20 protein-coding genes are annotated in these 23,575 nt (G+C 69.6%); 12 read left to right on the top strand and 8 right to left on the bottom strand.

Annotation, left to right across the window (positions count from 1 at the left end; all coding sequences use genetic code 11):
* The first annotated feature begins 120 nt into the window (after positions 1-120).
* Positions 121-954, top strand: coding sequence for a MerR family transcriptional regulator (locus tag Aco03nite_RS19395; protein ID WP_203796786.1), 834 nt, complete (start codon positions 121-123; stop codon positions 952-954).
* A gap of 49 nt (positions 955-1,003) precedes the next feature.
* Here Aco03nite_RS19395 and Aco03nite_RS19390 read toward each other — a convergent pair whose 3' ends face one another.
* A complete protein-coding gene (locus Aco03nite_RS19390; RefSeq protein WP_203796785.1) occupies positions 1,004-6,316 on the bottom strand; it encodes an Ig-like domain-containing protein in 5,313 nt (1,770 codons plus the stop codon).
* 207 nt (positions 6,317-6,523) lie between these two features.
* Between Aco03nite_RS19390 and Aco03nite_RS19385 the strand changes: the two genes are divergently transcribed.
* Together Aco03nite_RS19385 and Aco03nite_RS19380 are read left to right on the top strand one after the other, a co-directional pair.
* Positions 6,524-8,323 carry a glycerol-3-phosphate dehydrogenase/oxidase gene (locus Aco03nite_RS19385; protein ID WP_203796784.1) on the top strand — a complete coding sequence of 600 codons (1,800 nt, stop codon included), beginning with the start codon at positions 6,524-6,526 and terminating at the stop codon, positions 8,321-8,323.
* Positions 8,320-8,604, top strand: coding sequence for a DUF4031 domain-containing protein (locus Aco03nite_RS19380; RefSeq protein WP_203796783.1), 285 nt, complete (start codon positions 8,320-8,322; stop codon positions 8,602-8,604). The genes Aco03nite_RS19385 and Aco03nite_RS19380 overlap by 4 nt, the downstream gene beginning before the upstream one ends.
* Here the strand turns inward: Aco03nite_RS19380 and Aco03nite_RS19375 are convergent.
* The gene (locus Aco03nite_RS19375) at positions 8,576-9,214 is read right to left on the bottom strand and encodes an HD domain-containing protein (RefSeq protein WP_203796782.1); all 639 of its coding nucleotides are present in this window, start codon (positions 9,212-9,214) and stop codon (positions 8,576-8,578) included. The two genes, Aco03nite_RS19380 and Aco03nite_RS19375, sit on opposite strands and share 29 nt — an antisense overlap.
* A gap of 29 nt (positions 9,215-9,243) precedes the next feature.
* Here Aco03nite_RS19375 and Aco03nite_RS19370 point away from each other — a divergent pair, with 29 nt between their 5' ends.
* Together Aco03nite_RS19370 and Aco03nite_RS19365 are read left to right on the top strand one after the other, a co-directional pair.
* Positions 9,244-10,335 (top strand): FUSC family protein, encoded by a 1,092-nt coding sequence (locus tag Aco03nite_RS19370; protein ID WP_203796781.1) that lies wholly within the window; start codon positions 9,244-9,246, stop codon positions 10,333-10,335.
* Positions 10,336-10,385: 50 nt separating this feature from the next.
* Positions 10,386-11,909, top strand: coding sequence for a PrsW family intramembrane metalloprotease (locus Aco03nite_RS19365; protein ID WP_203796780.1), 1,524 nt, complete (start codon positions 10,386-10,388; stop codon positions 11,907-11,909).
* Positions 11,910-11,915: 6 nt separating this feature from the next.
* Here the strand turns inward: Aco03nite_RS19365 and Aco03nite_RS19360 are convergent, their stop codons facing one another.
* Positions 11,916-12,212 carry a GroES family chaperonin gene (locus Aco03nite_RS19360; protein WP_203796888.1) on the bottom strand — a complete coding sequence of 99 codons (297 nt, stop codon included), beginning with the start codon at positions 12,210-12,212 and terminating at the stop codon, positions 11,916-11,918.
* 196 nt (positions 12,213-12,408) lie between these two features.
* Between Aco03nite_RS19360 and Aco03nite_RS19355 the strand changes: the two genes are divergently transcribed.
* Complete coding sequence (locus Aco03nite_RS19355) at positions 12,409-13,674, top strand: AI-2E family transporter (RefSeq protein ID WP_203796779.1); 1,266 nt, start codon at positions 12,409-12,411, stop codon at positions 13,672-13,674.
* A gap of 103 nt (positions 13,675-13,777) precedes the next feature.
* Here the strand turns inward: Aco03nite_RS19355 and Aco03nite_RS19350 are convergent, their stop codons facing one another.
* From Aco03nite_RS19350 to Aco03nite_RS19335, 5 genes are all read right to left on the bottom strand, one after another.
* Positions 13,778-14,122, bottom strand: a complete 345-nt coding sequence (locus tag Aco03nite_RS19350) for a DUF1416 domain-containing protein (RefSeq protein ID WP_203796778.1) — start codon at positions 14,120-14,122, stop codon at positions 13,778-13,780.
* A gap of 2 nt (positions 14,123-14,124) precedes the next feature.
* Positions 14,125-14,973, bottom strand: a complete 849-nt coding sequence (locus tag Aco03nite_RS19345; protein WP_203796777.1) for a sulfurtransferase — start codon at positions 14,971-14,973, stop codon at positions 14,125-14,127.
* A 186-nt stretch (positions 14,974-15,159) separates the two neighbouring features.
* Entirely contained in the window at positions 15,160-15,237 is a 78-nt protein-coding gene (locus tag Aco03nite_RS54705; protein WP_310381372.1) for an Ms5788A family Cys-rich leader peptide, read from the bottom strand.
* Positions 15,238-15,304: 67 nt separating this feature from the next.
* On the bottom strand, positions 15,305-16,096 hold the full coding sequence (locus Aco03nite_RS19340; RefSeq protein ID WP_239145281.1) for an LmeA family phospholipid-binding protein: 792 nt from the start codon (positions 16,094-16,096) through the stop codon (positions 15,305-15,307).
* 70 nt (positions 16,097-16,166) lie between these two features.
* Positions 16,167-17,180: a hypothetical protein gene (locus tag Aco03nite_RS19335; protein ID WP_239145280.1), complete on the bottom strand. Its 1,014-nt coding sequence runs from the start codon at positions 17,178-17,180 to the stop codon at positions 16,167-16,169.
* Positions 17,181-17,458: 278 nt separating this feature from the next.
* Between Aco03nite_RS19335 and Aco03nite_RS19330 the strand changes: the two genes are divergently transcribed.
* The 6 genes from Aco03nite_RS19330 to pstB all read left to right on the top strand — a co-directional run bounded on the left by Aco03nite_RS19330 (position 17,459) and on the right by pstB (position 23,393).
* Positions 17,459-18,175: a winged helix-turn-helix transcriptional regulator gene (locus Aco03nite_RS19330; protein ID WP_203796775.1), complete on the top strand. Its 717-nt coding sequence runs from the start codon at positions 17,459-17,461 to the stop codon at positions 18,173-18,175.
* A 15-nt stretch (positions 18,176-18,190) separates the two neighbouring features.
* Positions 18,191-19,081, top strand: coding sequence for a mycothiol synthase (gene mshD, locus Aco03nite_RS19325; RefSeq protein WP_203796774.1), 891 nt, complete (start codon positions 18,191-18,193; stop codon positions 19,079-19,081).
* Positions 19,082-19,318: 237 nt separating this feature from the next.
* Entirely contained in the window at positions 19,319-20,410 is a 1,092-nt protein-coding gene (pstS, locus tag Aco03nite_RS19320) for a phosphate ABC transporter substrate-binding protein PstS (RefSeq protein ID WP_203796773.1), read from the top strand.
* 39 nt (positions 20,411-20,449) lie between these two features.
* The gene (gene pstC, locus Aco03nite_RS19315) at positions 20,450-21,520 is read left to right on the top strand and encodes a phosphate ABC transporter permease subunit PstC (RefSeq protein WP_203796772.1); all 1,071 of its coding nucleotides are present in this window, start codon (positions 20,450-20,452) and stop codon (positions 21,518-21,520) included.
* Entirely contained in the window at positions 21,517-22,602 is a 1,086-nt protein-coding gene (gene pstA, locus Aco03nite_RS19310; protein WP_203796771.1) for a phosphate ABC transporter permease PstA, read from the top strand. Before pstC ends, pstA begins: the two co-directional genes overlap by 4 nt.
* A gap of 14 nt (positions 22,603-22,616) precedes the next feature.
* Complete coding sequence (gene pstB / locus Aco03nite_RS19305; RefSeq protein WP_203796770.1) at positions 22,617-23,393, top strand: phosphate ABC transporter ATP-binding protein PstB; 777 nt, start codon at positions 22,617-22,619, stop codon at positions 23,391-23,393.
* Positions 23,394-23,575 lie beyond the last annotated feature (182 nt).

Raw genomic sequence — 23,575 nt, 5'->3', positions numbered from 1 at the left:
AAGGGCGGGTCGCTGACGCGACCCGCCCTTTTTGCTTGCACCTGACGTAGCGGCATGTGGTCTTCTCGATACCCGTGACGTATTCCTCCTTCATGCCTCCCCGTCAGGTCAAGATCGGTGATGCCGCCCGGTTCGCCGGGACCACGCCGCGCTGTCCGGCAATACCACCGGATCGGCCTGCTGCCGGAACCCGAGCGGGGCGCGGACGGCCGCCGTCGCTACGGCTACGACGACGTGATCCGCCTGCTGTGGGTTCGCAAGATGGCGCAGGCCGGCATCGGCCTGGACGACATGCGGGCCGCCTTTGGGGAGAGTCGGGACGTCGGGGAGAGCCGGGACATCGGGGAGGTGCTGGGCCGGCTGGAGGAGACCCTGGCCGCCCAGGAGGCCGCGATCGGACGCCGGCGGGTGGCGGTGCAGCGTCTCCGGGCCGTGGGCAGCCCTCTCGGACTGTTGTCCGAGCTGGTCACCGACCGGCTCGCCGGCCTGCCGCCGGATGCCTTACGCCCGGCGGATGTGGACACGTTGCTGGTCACCGAGCGCATTTTCGGTCCGGCGGGGGCCGCGTTCCAGGCCAGCACGTTCATCGTGCTCGCCACCCATCCCGAGCTGCGGGCCGAGCACGACCGTCTGGACGCGGCCGAGGAGGCCCTGGACGACAGCGTGGCACCCGACGATCCGCGGGTGAAGGAGATCGCCGTGCGGCGGTCCGCCCACACCATGGCCCTGAACCGGGCGGCGCGGGCGGCCGGGCTGGACGAGGCCGACGAGCGGCTCGGCGAGTCCTTCGCCGAGGACATGACCGGCAGCGGGGAGGTCAACCTGGCGAGCGCCACCGAGGCGGTCGCCCGGTTGCCCTACGACTGGTCTCCGGCCCGCAAGCGCTGCATGGAACGCACGACGGAGATCTACGTCGCGGCCCTCGCCGTGGAGTACCCGGTGACCTGCGAGTGACGCCGAAGGGCCCGGCCGTGACGGCCGGGCCCTTCGATCAGGTGGTGGGTCAGATGCGGTGCCGGCCGGGGCGGTGGCGGCCCGGGCGGGTCGTCACCTGGGTGAGCATCAGCAGCCAGCCGCCGATGACCATGGACAGCATGCCCGCGGTGAAGACCGGTGTCAGGTTGGAGCCGGTGGTCGGCAGATCTCCGTTGTCACCGCCGCCGCCGGAGGCGCTCACCCGGATGGTGATGGTGGCCCGGGCGGTGCCGCCTCGCTCGTCCTGAATCGTGTAGGTCATCGTGTCGGTGCCGGTGAAGCCGTCGGGGGCCGCGTACGTGACCGTGTTCCCGGCGAGGGTCGCCGTCCCGTGTTTCGGCTTGCCGATCTTCAGGATGGTGAGTTTCTCGCCGTACGGGTCGGTGTCGTTCTTCAGCGGCTTGAACGAGACCGTCCCGCCCTTCTTCACCGTGTACCGGTCCTTGACCGCGACCGGCGACTGGCTGGCCCCGGCCACCTTGACCGTGATGGTGCCGCTGGTCGGGTTCCCGTCCGGGTCGACGGCCTGGTAGGTGAAGGTGTCGGTGCCGGCGAAGCCCTTGGCGGCCTTGTAGGTGACGGTTCCGTTGGCGTTGAGCTTGGCGGTGCCGTGTTTCGGCTTCCCGATCGACCTGATCGTGATCTTGGTGCCGTTGGTGTCGACGGTCGGCAGCGGGATGCTGATCGCCTTGCCGGGTTCGGCCTCGACGGCCTTGTCGGGCGCGTTCGGGGCGGCGGCGACGGTCACCTTCACGGTCGCGCCGGTGGTCTGCCCGGCGGCGTCCTTGGCGCTGTAGGTGAAGGTGGCGAGCCCGGAGAAGCCGCTCGGCGGGGTGTAGATCACCGAATCGCCGGAGGCCCGTGCGGTGCCGTGGTCGGGTTTGCCGACCGCGGCGAGGGCCAGGGTGCCGTCCGGGTCCAGGTCGTTCTCCAGCACCTTGATCGTGATCGCCTTCTGGTACGCGGTGCGCCGCTCGTCCGCGACCGCGACCGGTTTCCCGTCGGCGGTGACGGTGACGGTCACGGTGCCCTCGGCGGTGCCGCCCGCTCCGTCGCTGATCTCGTACGGGAAGGTGTCGTCGCCGGTCCAGCCGTCCTCCGAGGTGTAACGGATCTTGCCGTCGACGATCTCGGCGGTGCCGTTGCCGGGCGTACCGACGCCGCTGATCTCCAGGGCTTGATCGGTGTTGGGGTCGGTGTCGTTGGCGAGCACGTCGATGTCCACGGGCTGGCCGGTCTTGACCGCCGCGGTGTCCGCCACGGCGACCGGCGGCGCGTTGCCGACGGTGACGGTGACGTTCGCGGTCTGGGTGTTCCCGGCGCTGTCCCGGACCGTGTAGGTGAACGTGTCGGAGCCGTAGTACCCGGTGTTCGGCGTGTAGCGGACCTTGTTCCCGGCGGCCACCACCGCGGTGCCGTGTCCCGGGTCGGTGACGCTGACCAGGGTCAGGGTGCCGCCGTCCGGGTCGGTGTCGTTGGCGGTCACGTCGATGTCGACGGGGGAGCCGGCGCCGGTGGTGGCGGTGTCCGGCTGGATGGTCGGCCCGTTGGAGATGGTCACCGTGACGGTGGCCTCGTCGGTGGCCCCGAGATCGTCGGTGAGTTTGTAGGTGAACGTGTCGGTGCCGGTGGTGACCCCGGCGTTCGGGGTGTACGTCACCTTGCCGCCGGTGAGGGTGACGGTGCCCTTGGCGGCGGGGGTGACGCTGAGCACGGTCAGGACCTGGCCGGTGTTCGGGTCGGTGTCGTTGGTGAGCACGTTCAGGTCGGTGCTGGTGCCCGGTTTCACGGTGAACTTGTCGTCGATGGCGTTCGGGGCCGCGTTGTCGACGGTGATGGTGATCTTCCCGGTGGCCGAGTTGCCGGCCGGGTCGAGGCACGTGTACGTGAAGGTGTCGATGCCGTAGTAGCCGTCGTCCGGGGTGTAGGTGACCACGCCGGCCGCGGTGAAGGTGACCTTGCCGTGTGTCGGGGCGGTGACCGCGGCCAGGGTCAGCGTGTCGCCGTTCGGGTCGCTGTCGTTGGCGAGCACGTTCAGGGAGACCGGCTCGTTGGTGGCGGTGGTGGCGGTGTCCGGTTTGGCTTCCGGCGGCACGTCGACCACGGTCACCGAGACGGTCGCGCCGGCGGTGCCGCCCTTGCCGTCGGAGATCGTGTAGTGGAACGTGTCGGTGCCGTGGTACCCGTCGGCCGGCTTGTAGACGATCTTCCCGTTGACGACCTGGGCGGTGCCGTGGCCGGGCGGGGTGTCGATGGTGATGGTCAGCGGGTCGTTGTTCGGGTCGCTGTCGTTGGCGAGCACGTCGAGGACGTTCGACGCGTTCGAGTTGACGGTGTAGGTGTCGTTCCCCGCGGTCGGCGGGGCGTTGCTGACGGTGATGGTGATCGTGCCGGTGGCGGTGTCGGTGCCGTCCGAGATCGTGTAGGTGAAGGTGTCCGTCCCGGTGAACCCGGGTGCGGGGGTGTAGGTGAGGGTGCCGTCGTTGTTGCGGACCACGGTGCCGTGTCCCGGGGTTCCGGTGGCGGTGACGGTCAGTGTGTCGCCGTTCGGGTCGGTGGAGTCCTTGGCCGGGTCCAGGGTCACCGGTGTCTCGTACCCGGTGCTGGGTGTCAGGTCCTTGGGCACCGGGCGGGCGTTGCCGACGGTGACGGTGACCGTGGCGGTCGACGCCGGGCTGCCGAGGTTGTCCTTGATCCGGTACGTGAACGTCGCGGTCCCGGAGAACCCGGCCGGAGCGGTGTACTCGATCTGCTGCCCGACGATCCGGGCGGTGCCGCGGCTGGGTGTGCTGACCGAGCCGGCTTCGATGCCGAACGGGTCGTTGTTCGGGTCGGAGTCGTTGGCCAGCACGTTGATCAGGACCGTCCCGGCGTACGCGACGGTGGCGGTGTCGTTGACGGCGACCGGCGGACCGTCGGAGACGGTGACCGTCACGGTGCCGGTCGCGGTGCTGTTCTGGCTCTGGCCGTCGGAGATGGTGTACGTGAAGGTGGCCGTGCCCTTGAACCCGGCGGCCGGTGTGTAGACCACCTTGCCGCCGCTCCGCGTGGTGGTGCCGGCCCCGGCCTGGGGCGGGTTGACCGCGGTGAGGGTCAGCGTGTCGTTGTTCGGGTCGGTGTCGTTGGCGACCACGTCGATGGTGATCGGGGTGCCGGAGCCGGTGGTCCGGGCGTCGGCGACCGCGGTCGGGGCGGCGTTCGTGGTGGTGACCGTGGCGGTCTTGGTGTCGTATCCGCCGTACGGGTCGTAGCAGGTGAAGACGAAGTTGTCGGTGCCCCGCCAGCCGGTGTTCGGCAGATAGGTGATCGAGTAGTCCGCGTTCACCACAGTCGTGCCGTGCGCCGGGGCCGACGTCACCGAGGTGGTGAAGGGGCCGGTCGGGTTGTCCGCGTCGGTGGCTTCGGCGGCCACGTCGAGGGTGACCTCGGTGTGGTGGGTGGTCGTCACGTCGTAGGTCTTCGCGACCGGCGAGGCGTTCATCGTCACGTCGGCGGTGTCGGTGTTGTTCGCCGGGCTGCCCTCGGCGCCGGTGCCGGTGACCGTGACGGTCGCGGTGGCGGTGTTGGCCGCGGTGTTGGCCACCGACGCCGGGAAGGTCACCGTGCCGGAGCTGTTCTTCGCGATGGCGGTCAGGTCACAGGTGACCCGCCGGTTGGCGTTGCCGGACACGCAGTTGCTGGGCAGGGTGCCCCCGGTGACGCCGGTGGGCAGGTCGACGGTGGCGATCGGGTGCGGTTCCAGGTCCGCCCCGGCGTTGTCGACCTTGACGGTGTAGTTGACCGTGTACGGCGTCGCGGACCGGTTCACCCGGGTCGGCAGGACGGTCAGGTCCGCGGTCAGGTTGACCTGGGGCTGTTTCACGATCACGGTCGAGGTGTCGCCGGTGCTGTTGAACTGCGACGAGCTGGACGAGCTGCCGTAGAAGGACAGGTTCGGCACGTTGACGATCGAGGTGTTCGGTGCGGTGTTGCTGTTCACCCTGGTGCGGAAGACGACTCTGGTGGTCGTGGTTCTGGGTATGGAACTGATCGAGAAGACCAGTGGTGGCCCGTTGTCCGGGACCGAGGCGCCGGCCACCCTCATCGTGCCGGGGATGTAGGTCATGTTGGTCGGGATCGCGTCGGTCAGCGTGACGTCCCGCGCGGTGTCGAAACCGGAGTTGGTGACGTCGATCGCGTACTCGACGATGTCGCCGGGCAGCAGGTCGCCGCCGTCCACGTCGGTCGGGGTGGTGACCGTGGTCAGGCTGGGCGCGGCCAGGGCGGTGGTGAAGGTGACCACACCCGGGTAGATCGTCTCGCCGCTGGTGCTCAGGTTCAGGGTGGTCGAGGTGGCGTTGTGGGCGAGCTTGCCGGTCGCGTCGAACTGGTCGAGGTCGACACCCATCAGATTTCGGTACGACGGACTGCGGTTGCTGACGATCGCGCCGCCCTCGCTGACCGTGCTGTTGAAGAAGTTGTTGATCGGGTTGGCGGCGTCGCTCATCGACTGGTTGTCGAGTTTCAGGGTGTCGCCGACCTTGCCCAGGTCACCCTCGTAGACGACCGCGCCGATGCTGGCCTGCACGTCGGTGGAGGTGTCCGACGGGGTCTGGAAACCGGACACGGTGATGTCGACCGAGGTGGTGTTGGTGTCGACCACGCCGAAGCCGTCGTAGACGTGCAGGCTCTGCAGGGGCTTGGCGGCGTTCTGGTAGGCGATCACCAGGGACCATCCGGCGTACCTGTCGACGCCGGTGCCGGCCTGGATGTTCGCGACCGTGTAGACGCCCGCGCCGGCCGCGCCCACCGCCGAGGTCACGTCGGCGAAAGCCTGGTAGGGGTGGGTGGTGAGGGTGCTCGGCGCGTACAGCGTCGACGCGGTGACGGTGTTCAGCACCGAGCCGCTGCCGGGCACCTTGAACAGCACCTTGTTGTTGTCGGCCGGGGTGGGCGCCGCGGCGCCGCTGCCGCCGGCGTCCAGGTCGGCGCCCCAGTACAGCCCGGCGAAGAGCACGGTGCTGTTCGCCGGGATGTCGACGTTCGCGGTGCTGTCGTTGAACGTGGCCGGGTCGCCGTCGACGTTGGTGTACTCCATGGTGTAGCCGTTGTTGTTCGACGCCTCGCCGCTGAGAGCGGTCGCGCTGCTCTGCGCGGTGGTGCAGTTGGTGGTGGCTGCCGGACATTGCATGTTGGTGTTGCCGCGTATCAGGATCGCTCCGTTCGCGTTCGCGCTGTATCGCGACGTGAAGGCGTTGGTGATCGCGGCCTCCGCCTCCGGCGCGGAAACGGCGACACCGGCCATGACGGCGAGCGTCATGATGACGAAGGCGGAGAACACCCGGTACGGGCTTGTCCGCATTGCGGCTCCCTGCATTGTCTTCCCTCGGCCTGGGCGGACCCTGACGGTCCGGGTGTGCAAATCACGCTCAGAATGGCCCCGACCGGATCGTGCGCATTGGAGAACTCGGTGGGTATATGCGTCGCCAAGCGGAAAGTCAGACGTCAGACCATGAACAGCGGAGATTCCCTCGCCTGGGTGAACACCTGAAGCGCTAACGTGGGACGGGTGCGTGATCCCTCCGTCTCCCGCTTCTCGGCCGGCCGGCTCTCTCCGATTCGTCGGACAGCCGATCTACGGCGCCTGCGTGACGAGCAGTTCGACGTCCTGGTGATCGGTGGCGGGGTCACCGGCGCCGGCGCGGCCGTCGACGCCGCCTCCCGCGGGCTCAAGGTGGCCCTGGTCGAGGCCCGTGACTTCGCCTCCGGCACGTCCAGCCGGTCCAGCAAACTGATCCACGGCGGCCTGCGCTACCTGGAACAGCTCGAGCTCAATCTGGTGCACGAGGCGCTGACCGAGCGGGGGCTGCTCGCCACCCGGCTCGCTCCGCACCTGGTCCGCCCGGTGCCGATCCTGGTCCCGCTGCCCAGCGCCGCCCTGCCCAAGCGGGCCTGGCAGCGCGGCTACTACGGGCTGGGCGTGGCGGCGTACGACGTCTTCGCCGGGGTCTTCGGTGGTGGCCGGGGCATGCCGTTGCACCGGCACCTGACCCGGTCCGGCGCCCGGCAGCTGTTCCCCAGCCTGAAAGCCGATCAGGTGGCCGGCGCGATCCGCTACTACGACGGGCAGGTCGACGACGCCCGTCTGGTGGTCAACCTGGCCCGGACCGCGGCGAGCCTGGGCGCGGCCGTGGTGACCAGCACCCGGGTGGTCGGTTTTGTGCGCGAGGCCCGGCAGGTGGTCGGGGTCACCGTGCGCGATCTGGAAGCCCCCGATCAAGAGCCTTTTGAGGTACGCGCCCGCACGGTGGTCGCCGCGACCGGTGTGTGGAGCGACGACATGTCACAGATGCTCAGTGACGTCGGGGTGCGCCCGGGCCTGCGGGTCCGGGCGTCGAAGGGGGTGCACCTGGTGGTGCCCCGCTCGGCGATCACCGGCGAGGCCGGGCTGATCCTGCGGACCGCGACCTCGGTGCTGTTCGTCATCCCCTGGGGCGGGCACTGGATCATCGGCACCACCGACACCGACTGGCAGCTCGACCGGGCCCATCCGGCGGCCTCCGCGCGGGACATCCGTTATCTGCTCGACCAGGTCAACGCGGTGCTGGACCGGCCGTTGAGCACCGACGACATCGAGGGTGTCTACGCCGGTCTGCGCCCGCTGCTCTCCGGCGAGGCCGACTCCACCTCGAAGCTGTCGCGGGAGCACGCGGTGGTCGAGCCGATGCTGGGCCTGCTGCTGGTGGCCGGTGGCAAGTACACCACGTACCGGGTGATGGCCGCCGACGTCATCGACCAGGCGGTGCGCCGGCTGGGTGGGGCGGCCCGCCCGTCCCGGACCGCCGAGCTGCCGCTGCTGGGTGCGGACGGTTACGCCGCGGCCTGGCGGGACCGGCAGGACGTCGCCCGGCGGCACGGTGTCACCGGCGGGGTGATCGAGCACCTGCTGGAGCGGTACGGCACGCTCACCACCCACCTGCTGGCGATGATGTCGGCCGACCCGGCCCTGGCCGCGCCGCTGGCCGGCGCCCCGGAGTACCTCGCGGCCGAGGTGGCGTACGCCGCTCTCGCCGAAGGCGCCCTGCACCTGGACGACGTGCTGACCCGGCGCACCCGGATCTCGTTCGAGACCGCGCACCGCGGCGCCGAGTCCGCCGAGCACGCCGCCGAGATCATGGGCGCGGCGCTCGGCTGGGACGCCACGGTCCGGCAGAAGGAGGTCGAGCACTACCTGGCCCGGGTCACCGCCGAGCGGCAGTCGCAGACCATGCCGGACGACGCGACCGCCGACGCCGCCCGGGTCGGTGCGCCGGACGTGCGCGGGCTGGCCGCCGATCGCCGGGAGCCGCTGCTCGAGATCGACCTTTGATCCTCGTCGACGAACCGCTCTGGCCAGGTCGCGGCCACCTCTGGTCGCACCTGGTCAGCGACGTCTCCTTCGACGAGCTGCACGCCTTCGCCGAGATGCTCGGTGCGCCCCGGCGAGCCTTCGACCGGGACCACTACGATATCCCGGAGACACGTTTCCGCAGCGCGCTGTGGCTGGGCGCGACCCTGCTGCCGTCCCGCGAGATCACGGCCCGGCTCCGGGCGGCCGGACTGCGCCGCCCGAAGCACCAGTTCAGGCCAGTTCCTCCAGCTCAGCGGTGAGGTTGGCGCGGGCGCTCTCCTCCCACCGGTCGCGGATCTCGGCGTGCCGGTAGATCGACGGCAGTTTCAGCAGCTCGGTGAGGACCCGGGAGCGCCCGCCCCGGAACGCGTCGTCGGGGACGTGCGCGTACTCCCGGCGGATCGCCGAGGTGTACTCGATGTACCGCTCCCGGTCGGCGGCCAGGATCGACAGGTCGGCGTCGCAGAGCAGCTCACCGTCCGGGTCGTCGTCCTCGGTGGCGTGCCCGGCGGTCAGGCCGACCAGCCGGGCCACCTCGGCGGCCACCTCCTCCGGCGCGCCCAGGCTCTGCAGCAGGCCCGCCGCGAACTCGGCGCTGTCCCGTTCGTTGGCGTCACCGAGGGCCCTCGGGTCGTAGACCGCGTCGTGCAGCCAGGCCGCCAGGCGTACCCGATCGGGGTGGGGTGCCAGGTGAGCGAAGCGATCGACGACGTCGAGCACCGCGCCGAGGTGGCTCACGTCGTGGTAGTGGCGCTGCGGTTCGGTCCAGCGGCCCAGCAGGTACTGAGCGGCCGCATCCAGGTCGGCGTCGTCCGCGGTGGCGCCGGCGCCCCGGGCCGCGGACCGGAAAGCCTCGGTCAGAGATGTCACCCCAGCATCCTGGCACGTAGGTTGATCACATGATCGGCACCGACCGGCTCGCGCCCGTGCTGGCCCGGGCCCGCGCCGGGCTGATGCTGGCGCTGCAGGCCGGTCTCGCCGCCGGTCTCGCCTGGTGGGTGGCGCACGACCTGATCGGCCGGCCGATGCCGTTCTTCGCGCCGATCGCCGCGGTGATCACCCTCGGCTCGTCGGTGGGCCAGCGGTTGCGGCGCACGTCCGAGCTGGTGATCGGTGTCGCCGCGGGCATCGGGCTGGGTGACGGGATCATCCTGCTGATCGGGGCCGGCCCGATGCAGATCGGCCTGATCGTGCTGCTCGCGGTGCTGCTGGCCACCGCGGTCGGCGGCGGGGCCGCGCTGATCGTGCAGTCCGCCTCGTCGGCGGTGCTGGTCGCCACCCTGACCTCGACCACCGGCCAGCCCTGGACCAGGTTCTTCGACGCGCTGGTCGGCGGCGGCATCGCCCTGGTCGTGATGACCGTCCTGCTGCCGCTCAACCCGCTGAACGTGGTCCGCCGGGCCGCCGACCCCGCGCTGCGGGCCTTCGCCGGCGGGCTGCACGACGCGGCCGACGGCCTGGCCGCGGCCGACTCGGCGGTGCTCCAGGGTGTGCTGGACCGGTTGCGGGCCGCCGAGGCCAGCTTCGCCGCTTTCGGTACGGCGATCGAAGCGGCCCGGGAGAACGTGGCCTTCGCACCCGCTCGGTGGCGGGCCCGGGGAGCCTTGGCCCAGTACGTCGAGGGCGCCCCACAGATCACGTATTCGCTGCGCAACGTCCGGGTGCTGCTGCGCCGGGCCCTGATCGCGCTGCAGGACGACGAGCCGGTCCCGGAGCTGCTGCCCGAGTCGATCAGGCATCTCGGCGACGCCGTCGAGCTGCTACGGCACGAGTGGGACCGGGGTGTCGAACCGGTCGCCGCCCGGGAACGGGCACTGCGCGCGGCGACCGAGGCGGGCCGGGCCAATCACCAGGGTGTCGGCTACTCCGGCGGCGTGATGGTGGCACAGACCCGGACCGCGGTCGGCGACCTGCTGCGGGCGACCGGGGTGGAGCACTCGGAGGCGACCCGGCAGGTACGGGCGGCGATCCGGCACGGCCGGGCGGGCTAGGCCGAACCTTGGGCATGTCGGGGGCGCGGGCGGTGACTACGCTGGCGGACATGGCCGACGCCCCCCTCGTTCCTCCGCCGTCCCCGGCCCCGGTTCCGCCGTACCCGGCGATGGCCGACGCGGCCGCCAACCCGGTTCCGGGCCGGCGGACCGGATGGCGTCGCTGGCTGCCGGTCGCCGGTGTGATCAGCCTGATCGCGGCCGCCGCCGTCGGCATGCTGATCTTCCTGGGCTACAACATCGGTGTGCCCGGCCTGATCATCGGCCTGATCGCGGCGATCCTGCCGGTGCCGCTGCTGGCCAGCAGTTTCGTCTGGCTGGACCGCTACGAGCCGGAGCCCACGAAATACCTGGTCTACTGCTTCGCCTGGGGCGCCGCCGTGGCGACCGCGGTGGCCCTGGTTGTCAACAGCAGCTCGGCCTGGCTGCTCGACCGGCTCGGCCTGCCGGAGGCGCTGGTGGCGGTGCTGGTCGCCCCCTTCATCGAGGAGACGATGAAGGTGCTCGGCCCGCTGCTGCTGTTCTGGCGCCGCCGCGGCGAGTGGTCCGGCATCACCGACGGCATCGTCTACTGCGGCCTGTCCGCGCTCGGTTTCGCCATGGTGGAGAACGTGCTCTACCTGGGCGGCCACGGCTACGCGACGGGCGTCGGGGAGTACGGCCCGGCCACCGGCCTGCAGAACGTCTTCCTGATCTTCATCGTGCGGATCCTGTTCACCGGCTTCGCGCACCCGCTCTTCACCGCGATGGCGGGCATCGGCCTGGGCCTGGCCGCCCGCTCCGGCGACCGCACGGTCCGCCGGTTCGCCCCGATCGCCGGCCTGCTCCTGGCGATGATGCTGCACGGCATCTTCAACCTCCTGCCGACCCTGGCCGGGGCCACCCAGGAAACCCTGATCATGTTGTACGGGTACCTCGGCTTCATGGTCCCGTTCTTCTTCGCGGTCGTCGGGTTCGCCATCGCCTGGCGTAGCTGGGAGGGCCGGCTCGCCGAACGGGTGCTGTACCCGTACGCGGAGGCCGGCTGGTTCGCGCCGGCCGAGGTGGCCGCGCTCGGCACCCTGGGGCGCCGGCACGCCGCCCGCGAGTGGGCCAAGCGGGTGGCCGGTGTGCCCGGTCACCGGGCGATGCGGGACTTCCAGTTCGCCGCGACCCGGCTCGCCCTGATCCGCGACGGCCTGGTCCGGGGCCTGTCCCGGACACCCGCCGACCTGCAGCGAGCCGTCGAGGAGGAGCGCGACCTGCTGATCGCGATCACCAACTACCGGTCGGCGTTCGCCGGGCGCGACCCGCAGACGCCGCCGTCGTGGTGGGACGGGCGCAACTACCGGATCACCTTCCCGGACGGGGTGGTGCGGACCGTGGCGCCGCCCGCGGAGCCGGTGATGCCACTACCGATCGTGCTGCCCCCGCCGATGCCGGTCGGCGTCTTCGGGGGCCCGCCGCCTTTCGGAGGCCCGCCCGCTTTTGGTGGCCCTCCGGCGTTCGGTGGCCCGCCTCCGTTCCCGGCTTATCCCGAGCCGCGCCCGGCCTATCCCGAGCAGCCGCCGGGTGACGCGCCGGCCCCGAGGTAACCGGGGTCAGAGGTAGAGGCCGGTGCCGTCCGACTCGACCCGGTCGGCCGCGACCGCGTGCACGTCCCGCTCCCGCAGCAGGACGTAGCCCTTGCCGTGCAGCTCGACCTCGGACCGGTCGTCGGGATCGAAGAGGACCCGGTCACCGACCACGATCGACCGCACGTTGGGGCCGACCCCGACGGCGGTCGCCCAGGACAGTCGCCGCCCGACCGAGGCGGTGGCCGGGATGACGATGCCGGCCGAGGAGCGGCGCTCGCCCTCGCTGCCGTCCTGCCGGACGAGGACGCGGTCGTGCAGCATCCGGATCGGCAGGCCGGTCTCGGTACGGGTGTCGGCGCTCACGCCTGCTGACGGTACGCCGCTGATCCGGGCCCGTTGTTGGCGGGGAAGGCGAGAACAGGCTGACAAGTGGGTCGGCGCGGCGTCGCCTGGGTAAGGCCATCCGGGCGCCTTGGTACTAGCGTGACCAGAGCGTATTCAACGGGCTTAGGGGGTCATGCGGGTGAACCGCTTTGAGCGGGTCCGGGAGAACCTGAAGAAGGCCTACGATTCGGGCCGGGAATCGGTCCGGCAGGCGCGGGCCGAGAAGCCTGCGCCCGAGTCGGACCGCTACGACAACGAGTTCTACCTGCCCCCACCGGACCCGGGCATCGTGCACGGCTCGACCTCCAGCAAGGACGACGCCGACGTGCCGCACTCGCTGCGGATCGCCGCGGCGTGGAGCTGGCGGTTGATCGTGGTCGGGGTGATCGGCTGGGCCCTGCTGCGGTTCATCGGCATGGTCAGCATCGTGGTGGTGCCGCTGGCCATCGCCCTGCTGCTGTCGGCGCTGTTCAGCCCGGCGGTCGGCTGGCTGCTGCGGGCCCGGCTGCCCCGGTCGCTGGCGACGTTCCTGGTGCTGATCGGTGGCATCGCCGCGGTGGCCGGCACGTTGACGCTGGTGGTGAACCAGTTCGTCCAGGGTGTGCCGAAACTGACCGAGAACGCCAGCGCCGGAATCCGGCAGATCCAGGAGTGGGCCCGGACCGGGCCGCTGCATCTCTCCGACGCCCAGCTGGATCAGGCGATCGACGCCGGGCAGGTGTGGATCAACGCGAACACCACGTCGCTGACGTCGACGGGTATCGCCACCGTCGCGACCATCGCCGAGCTGGCCACCGGCCTGCTGCTGGTGATCTTCGCTACCTTCTTCTTCCTGCGCGACGGCCGGGCGATCTGGCGGTTCCTGGTGCGGCTGTTCCCGGTGAACGCGCGCTGGTCGATGGCCGACGCCGGGGACGCCTCCTGGGCCACGTTGGGCGCTTATGTGCGGGCCACCGTGCTGGTGGCGTTCATCGACGCGGTCGGTATCGGGCTGGCGCTGGTGGTGCTGGAGGTGGAGTTCGCGTTCCCGCTGGCCGCGCTGGTGTTCCTGGGCGCGTTCGTGCCGATCGTCGGCGCCAGCATCTCCGGCGCGGTGGCGGTGCTGGTGGCGCTGGTCGACGAGGGCTGGGTGATCGCGCTGATCACACTGGGCGCGGTGATCCTGGTGCAGCAGATCGAGGGCCACGTGCTGCAGCCGCTGATCATGGGCCGGGCGGTGGCGGTGCACCCGCTCGCGGTGATCATCGGCATCGCGTGTGGCGTGGTGCTGGCCGGCATCATCGGGGCGCTGGTGGCGGTGCCGCTGATCGCGGTGCTGAACACCGCCGTACGCAGGCTGGCTCGTCGCCGTCCGGAGGTGCCACCGCATGCCGAAGTGGTGACCGCGACAACCACATGAGAGTCGTCGTCCGGAGGTGCCACCGCATGCCGAAGTGGTGACCGCGACGACCACATGAAAAAGGGGGATCCGCGAGGATCCCCCTTTTTCGACAGAGCGTGGGTCAGGCGGTGGCCACGTTCAGCGCGATCTCGTTGACACCGCGGGCGGCGTCGACGGCCAGCTCGCCGTTGCCGTGCCGGCTGAGAGCCCGGACGGTCCAGGAGCCGGGTGCGGCGAAGAACCGGAAGACACCCTCGGGCGACGAGACCACCTCGGCGGTGAACTCGCCGGAACCGTCCAGCAGGCGCACGTAGGCGCCACCGACGGCCTCACCCTCGGCGTTGCGCACGAAGCCGGTGATCACCGTCTCCTTGGCCAGGTCCACGCTGCTGGGGAGGGGCGCGGACTGGTCGGGCGCGGCGCAGCCGGCCGCGGAAGTGGCGACGTTGGTAGCGGGAGAAGTCATGATCAGGCCTTTCCGGGTTCGTCGCCGAGGGCGATCGGAACGCCGATGAGCGAGCCGTACTCGGTCCACGAACCGTCGTAGTTCTTCACGTTCTCGTGGCCGAGCAGCTCCTTGAGCACGAACCAGCTGTGCGAGGAGCGCTCGCCGATGCGGCAGTACGCGATGGTGTCCTTGCTGCCGTCGAGGCCGGCCTCACCGTAGATCTTGGCGAGTTCCTCGTCGGACTTGAAGGTGCCGTCCTCGTTGGCGGCCTTGCTCCACGGCACGCTGATCGCGGTCGGGATGTGACCGGCCCGCTGCGACTGCTCCTGCGGCAGGTGCGCCGGGGCGAGCAGGCGACCGGCGAACTCGTCGGGGCTGCGCACGTCGACCAGGTTCTTCACGCCGATGGCCTCGACGACCTCGTCCCGGAACGCGCGGATCTCCAGGTCGGGGGCCTTGGCCACGTAGCTGGTCTTCTCCCGGACCGGGACGTCCTTGGTGTAGACGCGGGCGTCCAGCTCCCACTTCTTGCGGCCGCCGTCGATCAGCTTGACCTGCTCGTGGCCGTACAGCTTGAAGTACCAGTACGCGTACGCCGCGAACCAGTTGTTGTTGCCGCCGTAGAGGATCACGGTGTCGTCGTTGGAGATGCCGCGCTCGGAGAGGAGGGCGGCGAACTGCTCCTGGTTGACGAAGTCACGCCGGACCGGGTCCTGCAGGTCGGTCTTCCAGTCGATCTTCACTGCACCGGGGATGTGGCCACCGTCGTAGGCGGTGGTGTCCTCGTCGACCTCGACGAAGACCAGGCCCGGGGTGTCCAGGTTCTGCTCGGCCCACTCGGCCGAGACGAGTGCGGTGTCGCGACTCATCGGTTCACTCCCTTGGGGAAGGTGGGTGGAGGGAGAGTCAGCGCACGAAGTGTTCTCAGTCGCACTCCGCGCGGACCCAGATAGGTGGGATCACGGGCTTCGGTGCGACGGCGCCACTGCCGGGCTAGAAGAAATTGCCCCTGGCTAGGTTGAGCTCGAGAAGGTGCTCAGCACTGAATGGCCCCGTCAGCTGACAGGGCGACACAGGCACGCGGCCACGCGGCACAGGTCGACCGCGCGCCTTTTCGTGAGCAAGGGGCTCATGTGGCCGACCCTACCAGCGTGCTCACGCTACGGAACAGAGCCGACCACGATCCGGGATGACGTGAGGTCAGACACCCGCCGAGGCGAGGGTGACGTCGTTGGCCCCGAAGGTGACCCGCAGGCCCTCCGGTAGCGGCTGCAACTCGCGGATGACCAGGTTCAACGGCAACTCCGGCACGGCCAGCTCGAAGGCCATCTGCTTCACGAAGTTGTTCACCTGCCCCTGGATGAGCGGGTTGTTCGGCAGGTCCTTCGCCGTCACGTCGGAGAAACGAACCTGAACCTTGCCGTCGGCCACCTTCAGGTCGGCGACCCCTTCGAGAGAGATCTTCTGGCTACGCGAGATCGACAGCACCGCCGAGCCCACCACCTTGCCGTCCTTCTCGGTCAGGGTCATGCCCTCCTGGCCGGTGGCGTCGGCGAGCAGCTTGTAGTCGATCGTGCCGACCCCGGTGACCGTGCCGGCCACCACCTCGCCCTGGCCGCTGCGCAGGGCGCTCAACGGCGCCTTGACGTCCTGGGCCTTGATGTCCAGCAGATCCATCGCGACGGTCTCGCCGGTCCCGGTCGGCGCCGAGAAGTCCGGCAGCTGGATCCGGATCTCCTGGTACTCACCCGCGAGGACCTGGGTGAGGAAGGGGACACCGGCGATGGTCACCTCGGGGCGGCTGCTCTTGGCGTTCTGGTTCGCCACCTCCTGCGCCACCTTGTCGGCGATGACGTCCTCGGCGTACGAGTTGCTGAAGCGGTCCAGCACCGCCACCCCGGCACCCAGGACGACCAGCAGAACCACCACGACGATCAGCGCGGCACGACCCCGGCGTCTGCGGGGGCGCTCCGTTCCGTACACCTCGGCCACTTTTCCTCCCGATTCACCCATTGCCCTGAGGAACGTACATGCCCGGGTCGAGGGTTCGATGAAACCGGTGTTACGTGAGGTACCAGTGCACCGAGAGATAGGTGACGAACGCGGTGAGCGCGAATCCGCCGAGCGGGCCCTGCATGTGCCGGGCCAGCCAGAAGGTCGGCGCGTCCCCGGCCAGCCGCCGCCCGGCCTCGCCGAAGTTGACGGCCAGGTCGATCAGGTGCGCGGCGACCGCGGCGATCAGCCCGAGCACCGCGCCCTTGGTCGGGGTGAACGGGTAGACCAGGTAACTGCCGAGCACCGACGCGGCGAGCGTGCCGAGCATCGCGCCGAGGACGATGCCCGTCGCGCCGCGCGGCACCTGGAGGGCGATCCGCGGTTTCGGGAAGACCGCGTCGGCGAGCCGCGCGATCACCAGAGCCGTCCCGGCGCCGACGCAGCAGACCACGATCGCCTGCGAGCCGAGCGGCACCCGGGTCAGCGTGATCAGCAGCGCGTAGGCGATCGTGCCGGCCACGATCAGCAGGGTGGTGCGCCAGGTGTCCTTGGCCCGCTGCCGGTCCTCGGCCCGGATCACCTGCGCGATCATCGCCGCGACGAAACCGGCGAGCGCGGGCCAGATCAGTGGCAGCAGGGCACCGGGCTCACCGGTCGCCGCCAGGTAGTCGGCGGCCAGCGCCGCGATCGCGACGACTCCCGCGGTGATGCCGGCGGCGGGCGGCTGCAGAGCCATGGTCCACGCCAGCAGGCCGAGCAACTGCACACCGAAGAGCACTATGACGTACGACGTACGAGCCCCGGGGCCGGTCACCAGGCTGCCCACGATCAGCGCCGTGGCCAGCAGCAGCGCGAACCCGCCGATCGCGGCCGACAGTTTCGCCCGGACCGGGACGAACTCGATCTCCTCGAACTCGTCGTCCTCGGGGTCGGGCTCCGGCTCGGCCGGGTCCGGTTTCGGCTCCTCCTCGTCCGGGACGGCGCTGTAGACCCCGGCCTTCTGGCGGCCCGGGGTCATGCGCGCGACCTGCTGGGAGGCTTCCGCGTCCCAGGGGTCCTCGTTCGGCATCGAGGGAAACACGACTGCGATCGTGCCAGACCGGTGACCCAGGTCCCAATCGCCCGGGGTGTCGGAGCTCAGGTAAAAGGCTGGTTACGGTTCCGCCGTTCGGTCACCTGCGGGGCGTTCGCTACATCACTTGCGCGTTTGACCGGGCTGTCGAACGTCATGCATCGGTTAAGGTAAGCGCAACCCACCCGTCGGTGACGCCGGGCCCAATCTCCGGTGGCGAAGCGTTCTTCCGCTGCGCAGACCGGGTCACCCGAGCGGCCTTTCGCGCCGCGAGGACGGAGGTGAGTGTGGAGATCCTTCTGCTGGTCACGGCACGTGCTGGCGAGCCCTCTGCCGTACTGCCCGCTCTGGACCTTCTGCCCCACTCGGTTCGTACCGCCCCGCGTGACGTGCGCACGCTGGTGTCCGGGCCCAGCCCCGACGCCGTCCTGGTCGACGCCCGCTCCGAGCTCTCGGAGGCGCGCGCCACCTGCCGCATGCTGCACGCCACGGGCATCGGTGTCCCGCTGATCGCGGTCGTCACCGAGGCCGGCCTGATCGCTCTCAACGCTGACTGGGGCGTTGACGACGTCATCCTGGCCAGCGCCGGCCCCGCCGAGGTCGAGGCGCGTCTGCGCATGTCGGTCGGCCGTCTGAACAACGCGACCGCCGGCGCCGGCGGCTCGATCCGGGCGGGCGAGCTGAACATCGACCCCGACACCTACGCGGCCAAGCTCAAGGGCCGCCCGCTCGACCTCACCTACAAGGAGTTCGAGCTGCTCAAGTTCCTCGCCCAGCACCCGGGCCGGGTTTTCACCCGTGACCAGCTGCTGCGTGAGGTCTGGGGCTACGACTACTTCGGCGGCACCAGGACGGTCGACGTGCACGTTCGTCGTCTCCGCGCCAAGCTCGGCTCGGAGTACGAGTCGATGATCGGCACGGTCCGTCAGGTCGGCTACAAGTTCGTGACGCCCCCGTCCGGCCGGCAGCTGCCGGACAACGAGCCGGTCTCCCTCCCGGTCTGATCTAGGATCAATTCCATGACGAGTCGACAGCCGGTCCGTGTCTCGGATCGGCTGTCGTCGTCTGAATCGGACGATGTGCTGGCCCTGGCCGCCGCGGCCGGCCGGATCGACGGCGTCCACCCCCTCTCCGAGGACGTGGAGCTGCGGGTCCGTGGCGACGTCCCATCCTCGGGCACACACCTCCTCTCCTACGCGTCTCCCGCGGGCGATCGCCTTGCCGGTTACGCCTTCCTGGAGGACGGCTCGGGCGAGCTGATCGTGCATCCGGACTTCCGCCGGGCCGGTGTCGGCACCGAGCTGCTGACCGCGGCCGGGCCGGGCCCGATGCGGTTCTGGGCGCACGGCGACGATCCGGGCGCGGCCGTGTTCGCCGGGCGCAACGGTTTCGAGCGGGCCCGGGTCCTCTGGCAGATGCGCCGGTCGCTGCTGGAGCCGTTGCCCGACATCCCGTTGCCCGACGGGGTCACCGTCCGGTCCTTCCGGCCGGGCAGTGACGAGCAGGCCTGGCTCGACGTCAACGCGCGGGCCTTCGCCCACCACCCGGAGCAGGGCCGCTGGGTCCTCGACGATCTCCTGGGCCGGGAGGCCGAGCCGTGGTTCGATCCGGCCGGTTTCCTGCTGGCCGTCGATGTGGCCGACACCCTCGTCGGTTTCCACTGGACCAAGGTGCACCAGGCGTCCGGTGACGAGCCGGCGATCGGTGAGATCTACGTGCTCGGGGTCGACCCGTCCGGGCACCGGCGCGGGCTGGGCGCGGCACTGAGTGTGGCGGGTCTCCGCCATCTCGCCGGCGCCGGTCTGACGATTGTTACTCTTTACGTCGATGAATCGAACGAGGCCGCTGTGAAGCTCTACCGGCGGCTCGGATTCGAAATTTTCAAGACTGACGTCAATTACCGCCGATAACGGCGAGGATAAGGCTGTGTCTCGGCTAGGTCACGAGTGACCGTATATACCCGACATATCGGGTAGCGGGAGCGCAGTTCACTTTACGGACAACTCTTCTCCGGGGGATGGCTACCTCCTGGGGAATACCTGTTCACGCTCAGTTCACTTACGACCGGGGATCCGGTCACTTCGCCTTCCTAGCTTTTGTGGTGTCAGCCGGTGAGTGACCGGTTGCAAACCCGAGGGGATTATTTCGTGAAGCTCCAGCGGTCCGGTTTCGTGGCCGGCATTGCTTTGACTGCGTCGATCGCGCTCACCGCTTGCGGCTCGGACAACGTGCCGACGGCGGAGGGTGGCTCTTCCGCCGCCCCGGGCAGCTGCATCAGCGGCAGCCTCACGGCTCAGGGTTCCACCGCCCAGAAGAACGCCATGGACGAGTGGATCAAGGCCTACCAGGGTCAGTGCGCCGACTCCAAGGTCGACTACCAGGGCACCGGTTCGGGTGCGGGCATCGAGGCCTTCATCGCCGGCACCGCCGACTTCGCCGGTTCCGACTCGGCCCTGAAGGAGGACGAGCAGCCGCTCGCCGACGCCAAGTGTGTCGGTGGCAAGGCCCTCAACCTCCCGATGGTCATCGGCCCGATCGCCGTGGTCTACAACGTCGAGGGTGTCGACGGCCTCCAGCTGTCCCCCTCGCTCCTGGCGAAGATCTTCGACGGCAAGATCACCAAGTGGAACGACGCCGCCATCGCGGCCGAGAACTCCGGCGCCAAGCTCCCGGACGCCAACATCGAGACCGTCCACCGCGCTGACGAGTCGGGCACCACCGACAACTTCACCAAGTACCTCAGCAAGACCGCCGAGGCCGACTGGAGCCACAGCAACGGCAAGGCGTGGAAGGCCCCGGGCGGCACCGGCGCCAGCAAGTCGGACGGCGTGGCCACCAAGGTCAAGAGCACCCCGAACACCATCTCGTACGTCGAGCTCTCCTTCGCGGAGAACAGCGACCTGCAGACCGCGAAGATCAAGAACGGCGCCGGCGAGTACGCCGAGCTGTCCGGTGAGAGCGCCGGCAAGACCTTCGAGAACGCTGAGGTCAAGGGCACCGACGGCGACCTCGCCCTGTCCCTCGACTACGCCACCACCACCGCGGGTGCGTACCCGATCGTGCTGGTGACCTACGAGATCGCCTGCAGCAAGGGCAGCACCAAGGCCAAGGAGGTTCAGGCCTTCCTGAAGTACACGGCCAGCGCTGAGGGCCAGAAGGCGCTCGGCGAGCTGGGTTACGCCCCGCTGCCGGAGACGCTGCGCGCCAAGGTCGAGGCGTCCGTCGCCGCGATCGCCTGATCAACCGCCAATCCCTCCGATTTGACAGCGAGCGCGCAGATGGGTGACTACCCTTCCCGCTCGGAGAACGCCACTGCCGGCGACCTGGCCGCGACCTCGAGTCGCGGTCAGGGCGCCGGCTACGGCACTTCTCCGAGTAGTTTCAACGAGCCCCCGCTCGGTGGCGGTGGCGCACTGCCCAAGAAGGCCAGATTCTCGATCGAGACGGGCTTCCGGGCCTTGTCCACGGCCTCCGGCGCGATGGTGTTGGTCATCATCGTCGCGATCGCCGTCTTCCTGATCTCCAAAGCAGCTCCCGCCCTCTCCGCGAACAACGCGAACTTCTTCACCGAGCTGAAGTGGTTCCCGAACGAGGCGGACCCGTCGTTCGGTATCGCGGCGCTCGCCTTCGGCACCGTGCTCAGCTCGATCATCGCGCTGATCGTCGCGGTGCCGATCGCCCTGAGCATCGCGCTGTTCCTCTCGCACTACGCGCCCCGTCGCCTGGCCACCCCGCTGGGCTTCGTGATCGACCTGCTCGCCGCCGTACCCAGTGTCGTCTTCGGTCTCTGGGGTCGCGACGTCTTCCAGCAGCCGGTCCGCGACTTCTCGCTCTGGCTCAACGAGTACTTCAGCTGGATCCCGCTGTTCGGTGGGGACGGCCCCTTCGGTCAGTCGATCCTGCTCGGTGGCCTGGTGCTGGCAATCATGGTGCTGCCGATCGTCACCTCGCTGTCCCGCGAGGTCTTCCAGCAGACGCCCGGCATGAACGAGGAAGCCGCCCTGGCCCTCGGCGCCACCCGCTGGGAGATGATCCGGACCGCGGTCGTGCCGTACGGCAAGCCCGGTGTCATCGCCGCGGTCATGCTCGGCCTCGGCCGCGCCCTGGGTGAGACCATCGCCCTGGCCCTGACGCTGAGCATCGCCTTCAACATCTCGTTCAACCTGATCGAGAACGGCGGCAACTCCATCGCCGCCAACATCGCGAACTCCTTCGGCGAGGCCAACGCGACGGGCCGTGGCGCCCTGATCGCCTCCGGTCTGGTGCTCTTCGCGATCACGCTGGTGGTCAACATGACGGCGCGGGCGATCATCTACCGCCGTCGCGAGTTCCGGGACAGTGCCGCATGAGCATCATCGAGAGGGAAGCCCCCGGCGTCGTCATGACGCCGGACAACATCCGGAGCAAGAAGCTCCCGGTGCTGACCAACGTGCTCGTCGCCGTGGTCTCGTTCGCGGTTGCCGCCGCGCTCGTGCTCGGCCTCGACATCGGCAACTGGGTGCTCGTCGTCTTCCTCGGCGCCGTCTTCTACCTGGTCGCGCTCTACTTCGTGGCCAGCTCGGTGGAAGGCTCCCGGGCCGCCACCAACCGCACCATGAAGTCGCTGATCTACGCGGCCTGTGTGCTGGCGATCCTGCCGCTCGCCTCGGTCGTCTGGACGCTCGTCTCCAAGGGCGTCAACCGCCTCGACGGCGACTTCTTCGGCACCTCGATGAACAACATCGGCGCCCGTGACCCGCTGGGTGGCGCCTACCACGCCATCATCGGCACCCTGGAGCAGGTCGGCATCGCCACCCTGATGGCGGTTCCGCTCGGTGTGCTCGGCGCGATCTACCTGGTCGAGTACGGCCGGGGCAAGTTCGCCGGCACCGTCCGCTTCTTCGTCGACGTGATGACCGGTATCCCGTCGATCGTGGCCGGTCTGTTCATCCTGTCGTTCTGGGTGCTCATCGTCAGCCCGTGGTTCAACAACGGCCAGCCCCGGTTCTCCGGTTTCGCCGCCTCGCTCGCCCTGGCGGTGCTGATGCTGCCGACCGTCGTCCGGTCCACCGAGGAGATGCTGCGCCTCGTCCCCGGACCGCTGCGGGAGGGCTCGTACGCGCTGGGTGTTCCCCAGTGGAAGACCATCCTCAAGGTCGTCCTGCCGACCGCGCTGCCCGGCATCGTCACCGGTGTGATGCTCGCCGTGGCCCGCGCCGCCGGTGAGACCGCCCCGGTTCTGCTGGTCGCCGGTGGCGCCGCGGCGATCAACTTCGACCCGTTCGCCGGAAACCAGCAGTCGCTGTCGCTCTTCGTCTACCAGCAGGCCGGAGACGCCTCCAAGTTCGCGCCGGACCGCGCCTGGACCGCCGCACTCACCCTGGTCGTCCTGGTCCTCGTCCTGACCGTCACGGCGAAGCTGCTCGCCCGTCGCAACAAGCTGTCCCGGTAAAGAAGGTGTCTTCCATGGCCAAGCGCATCGAGGCGACGAACGTCTCCTCCTACTACGGCAACTTCAAGGCGATCGACAGCGTTTCGATGACCGTCGAGCCGAAGACGATCACGGCTCTGATCGGCCCGTCGGGCTGCGGCAAGTCGACCTTCCTGCGGTCCATCAACCGCATGCACGAGGTCCTGCCGGGCGCCCGCATCGAGGGCAGCCTGACGATCGACGACCAGAACATCTACGACCCGGACGTGGACGTCACCGCGGTCCGCCGCATGATCGGCATGGTCTTCCAGCGGCCCAATCCGTTCCCCACCATGTCGATCTACGAGAACGCGGTGGCCGGCCTCAAGCTGAACGGCGTCCGCAAGAAGTCGACCCTGGACGACGCGGCCGAGAAGTCCCTGCGCTCCGCGAACCTGTGGGACGAGGTCAAGGACCGCCTCGACCGTCCCGGCGCGGGTCTCTCCGGCGGCCAGCAGCAGCGCCTGTGCATCGCCCGCACGATCGCGGTCCAGCCCCAGGTCGTCCTGATGGACGAGCCCTGCTCGGCCCTGGACCCGATCTCCACGCTGGCGATCGAGGACCTGATGTTCAAACTGAAGGACCAGTTCACGATCATCATCGTCACGCACAACATGCAGCAGGCAGCCCGCGTCAGCGACAAGACCGGCTTCTTCTCCATCGAGAAGACCGGCGACCCCGGCCGCCTGATCGAGTACGACGACACCCAGAAGATCTTCAGCAACCCCACCCAGAAGAAGACCGAGGACTACATCACCGGCCGCTTCGGCTGACCCTCGCCCCACCTGCCGCGTCGCTGGTCGCTGGTCGCCGGTCGCCGGTCCAGCCGGTTCCGGCGGCTCCACCTGCCGAAGCCACAATGCCCGGCGGCTCCGGCTGCCGGTCCCGGGGTATTCCGGCGGCTCCGGCTGTCGGTCCCGGGGTATTCCGGCGGCTCCGGCTGTCGGTCCCGGGG

It is taken from the genome of Actinoplanes couchii (assembly GCF_016862075.1).
Taxonomy (GTDB): domain Bacteria; phylum Actinomycetota; class Actinomycetes; order Mycobacteriales; family Micromonosporaceae; genus Actinoplanes; species Actinoplanes couchii.
The sequence above is the reverse complement of the archived record's forward strand: the minus strand, read 5'-3'. Positions and strand labels throughout refer to the sequence as shown.

Coding starts and splice junctions, on each gene's coding strand:
- pstA (WP_203796771.1), top strand. CDS start 21,517: ATGAGCATCATCGAGAGGGAAGCCCCCGGCGTCGTCATGACGCCGGAC.
- Aco03nite_RS19365 (WP_203796780.1), top strand. CDS start 10,386: ATGGCCGACGCCCCCCTCGTTCCTCCGCCGTCCCCGGCCCCGGTTCCG.
- Aco03nite_RS19395 (WP_203796786.1), top strand. CDS start 121: ATGCCGCCCGGTTCGCCGGGACCACGCCGCGCTGTCCGGCAATACCAC.
- Aco03nite_RS54705 (WP_310381372.1), bottom strand. CDS start 15,237: ATGAGCCCCTTGCTCACGAAAAGGCGCGCGGTCGACCTGTGCCGCGTG.
- pstB (WP_203796770.1), top strand. CDS start 22,617: ATGGCCAAGCGCATCGAGGCGACGAACGTCTCCTCCTACTACGGCAAC.
- Aco03nite_RS19355 (WP_203796779.1), top strand. CDS start 12,409: ATGCGGGTGAACCGCTTTGAGCGGGTCCGGGAGAACCTGAAGAAGGCC.
- Aco03nite_RS19390 (WP_203796785.1), bottom strand. CDS start 6,316: ATGCGGACAAGCCCGTACCGGGTGTTCTCCGCCTTCGTCATCATGACG.
- Aco03nite_RS19360 (WP_203796888.1), bottom strand. CDS start 12,212: ATGCTGCACGACCGCGTCCTCGTCCGGCAGGACGGCAGCGAGGGCGAG.
- Aco03nite_RS19350 (WP_203796778.1), bottom strand. CDS start 14,122: ATGACTTCTCCCGCTACCAACGTCGCCACTTCCGCGGCCGGCTGCGCC.
- mshD (WP_203796774.1), top strand. CDS start 18,191: ATGACGAGTCGACAGCCGGTCCGTGTCTCGGATCGGCTGTCGTCGTCT.
- pstC (WP_203796772.1), top strand. CDS start 20,450: ATGGGTGACTACCCTTCCCGCTCGGAGAACGCCACTGCCGGCGACCTG.
- Aco03nite_RS19370 (WP_203796781.1), top strand. CDS start 9,244: ATGATCGGCACCGACCGGCTCGCGCCCGTGCTGGCCCGGGCCCGCGCC.
- Aco03nite_RS19345 (WP_203796777.1), bottom strand. CDS start 14,973: ATGAGTCGCGACACCGCACTCGTCTCGGCCGAGTGGGCCGAGCAGAAC.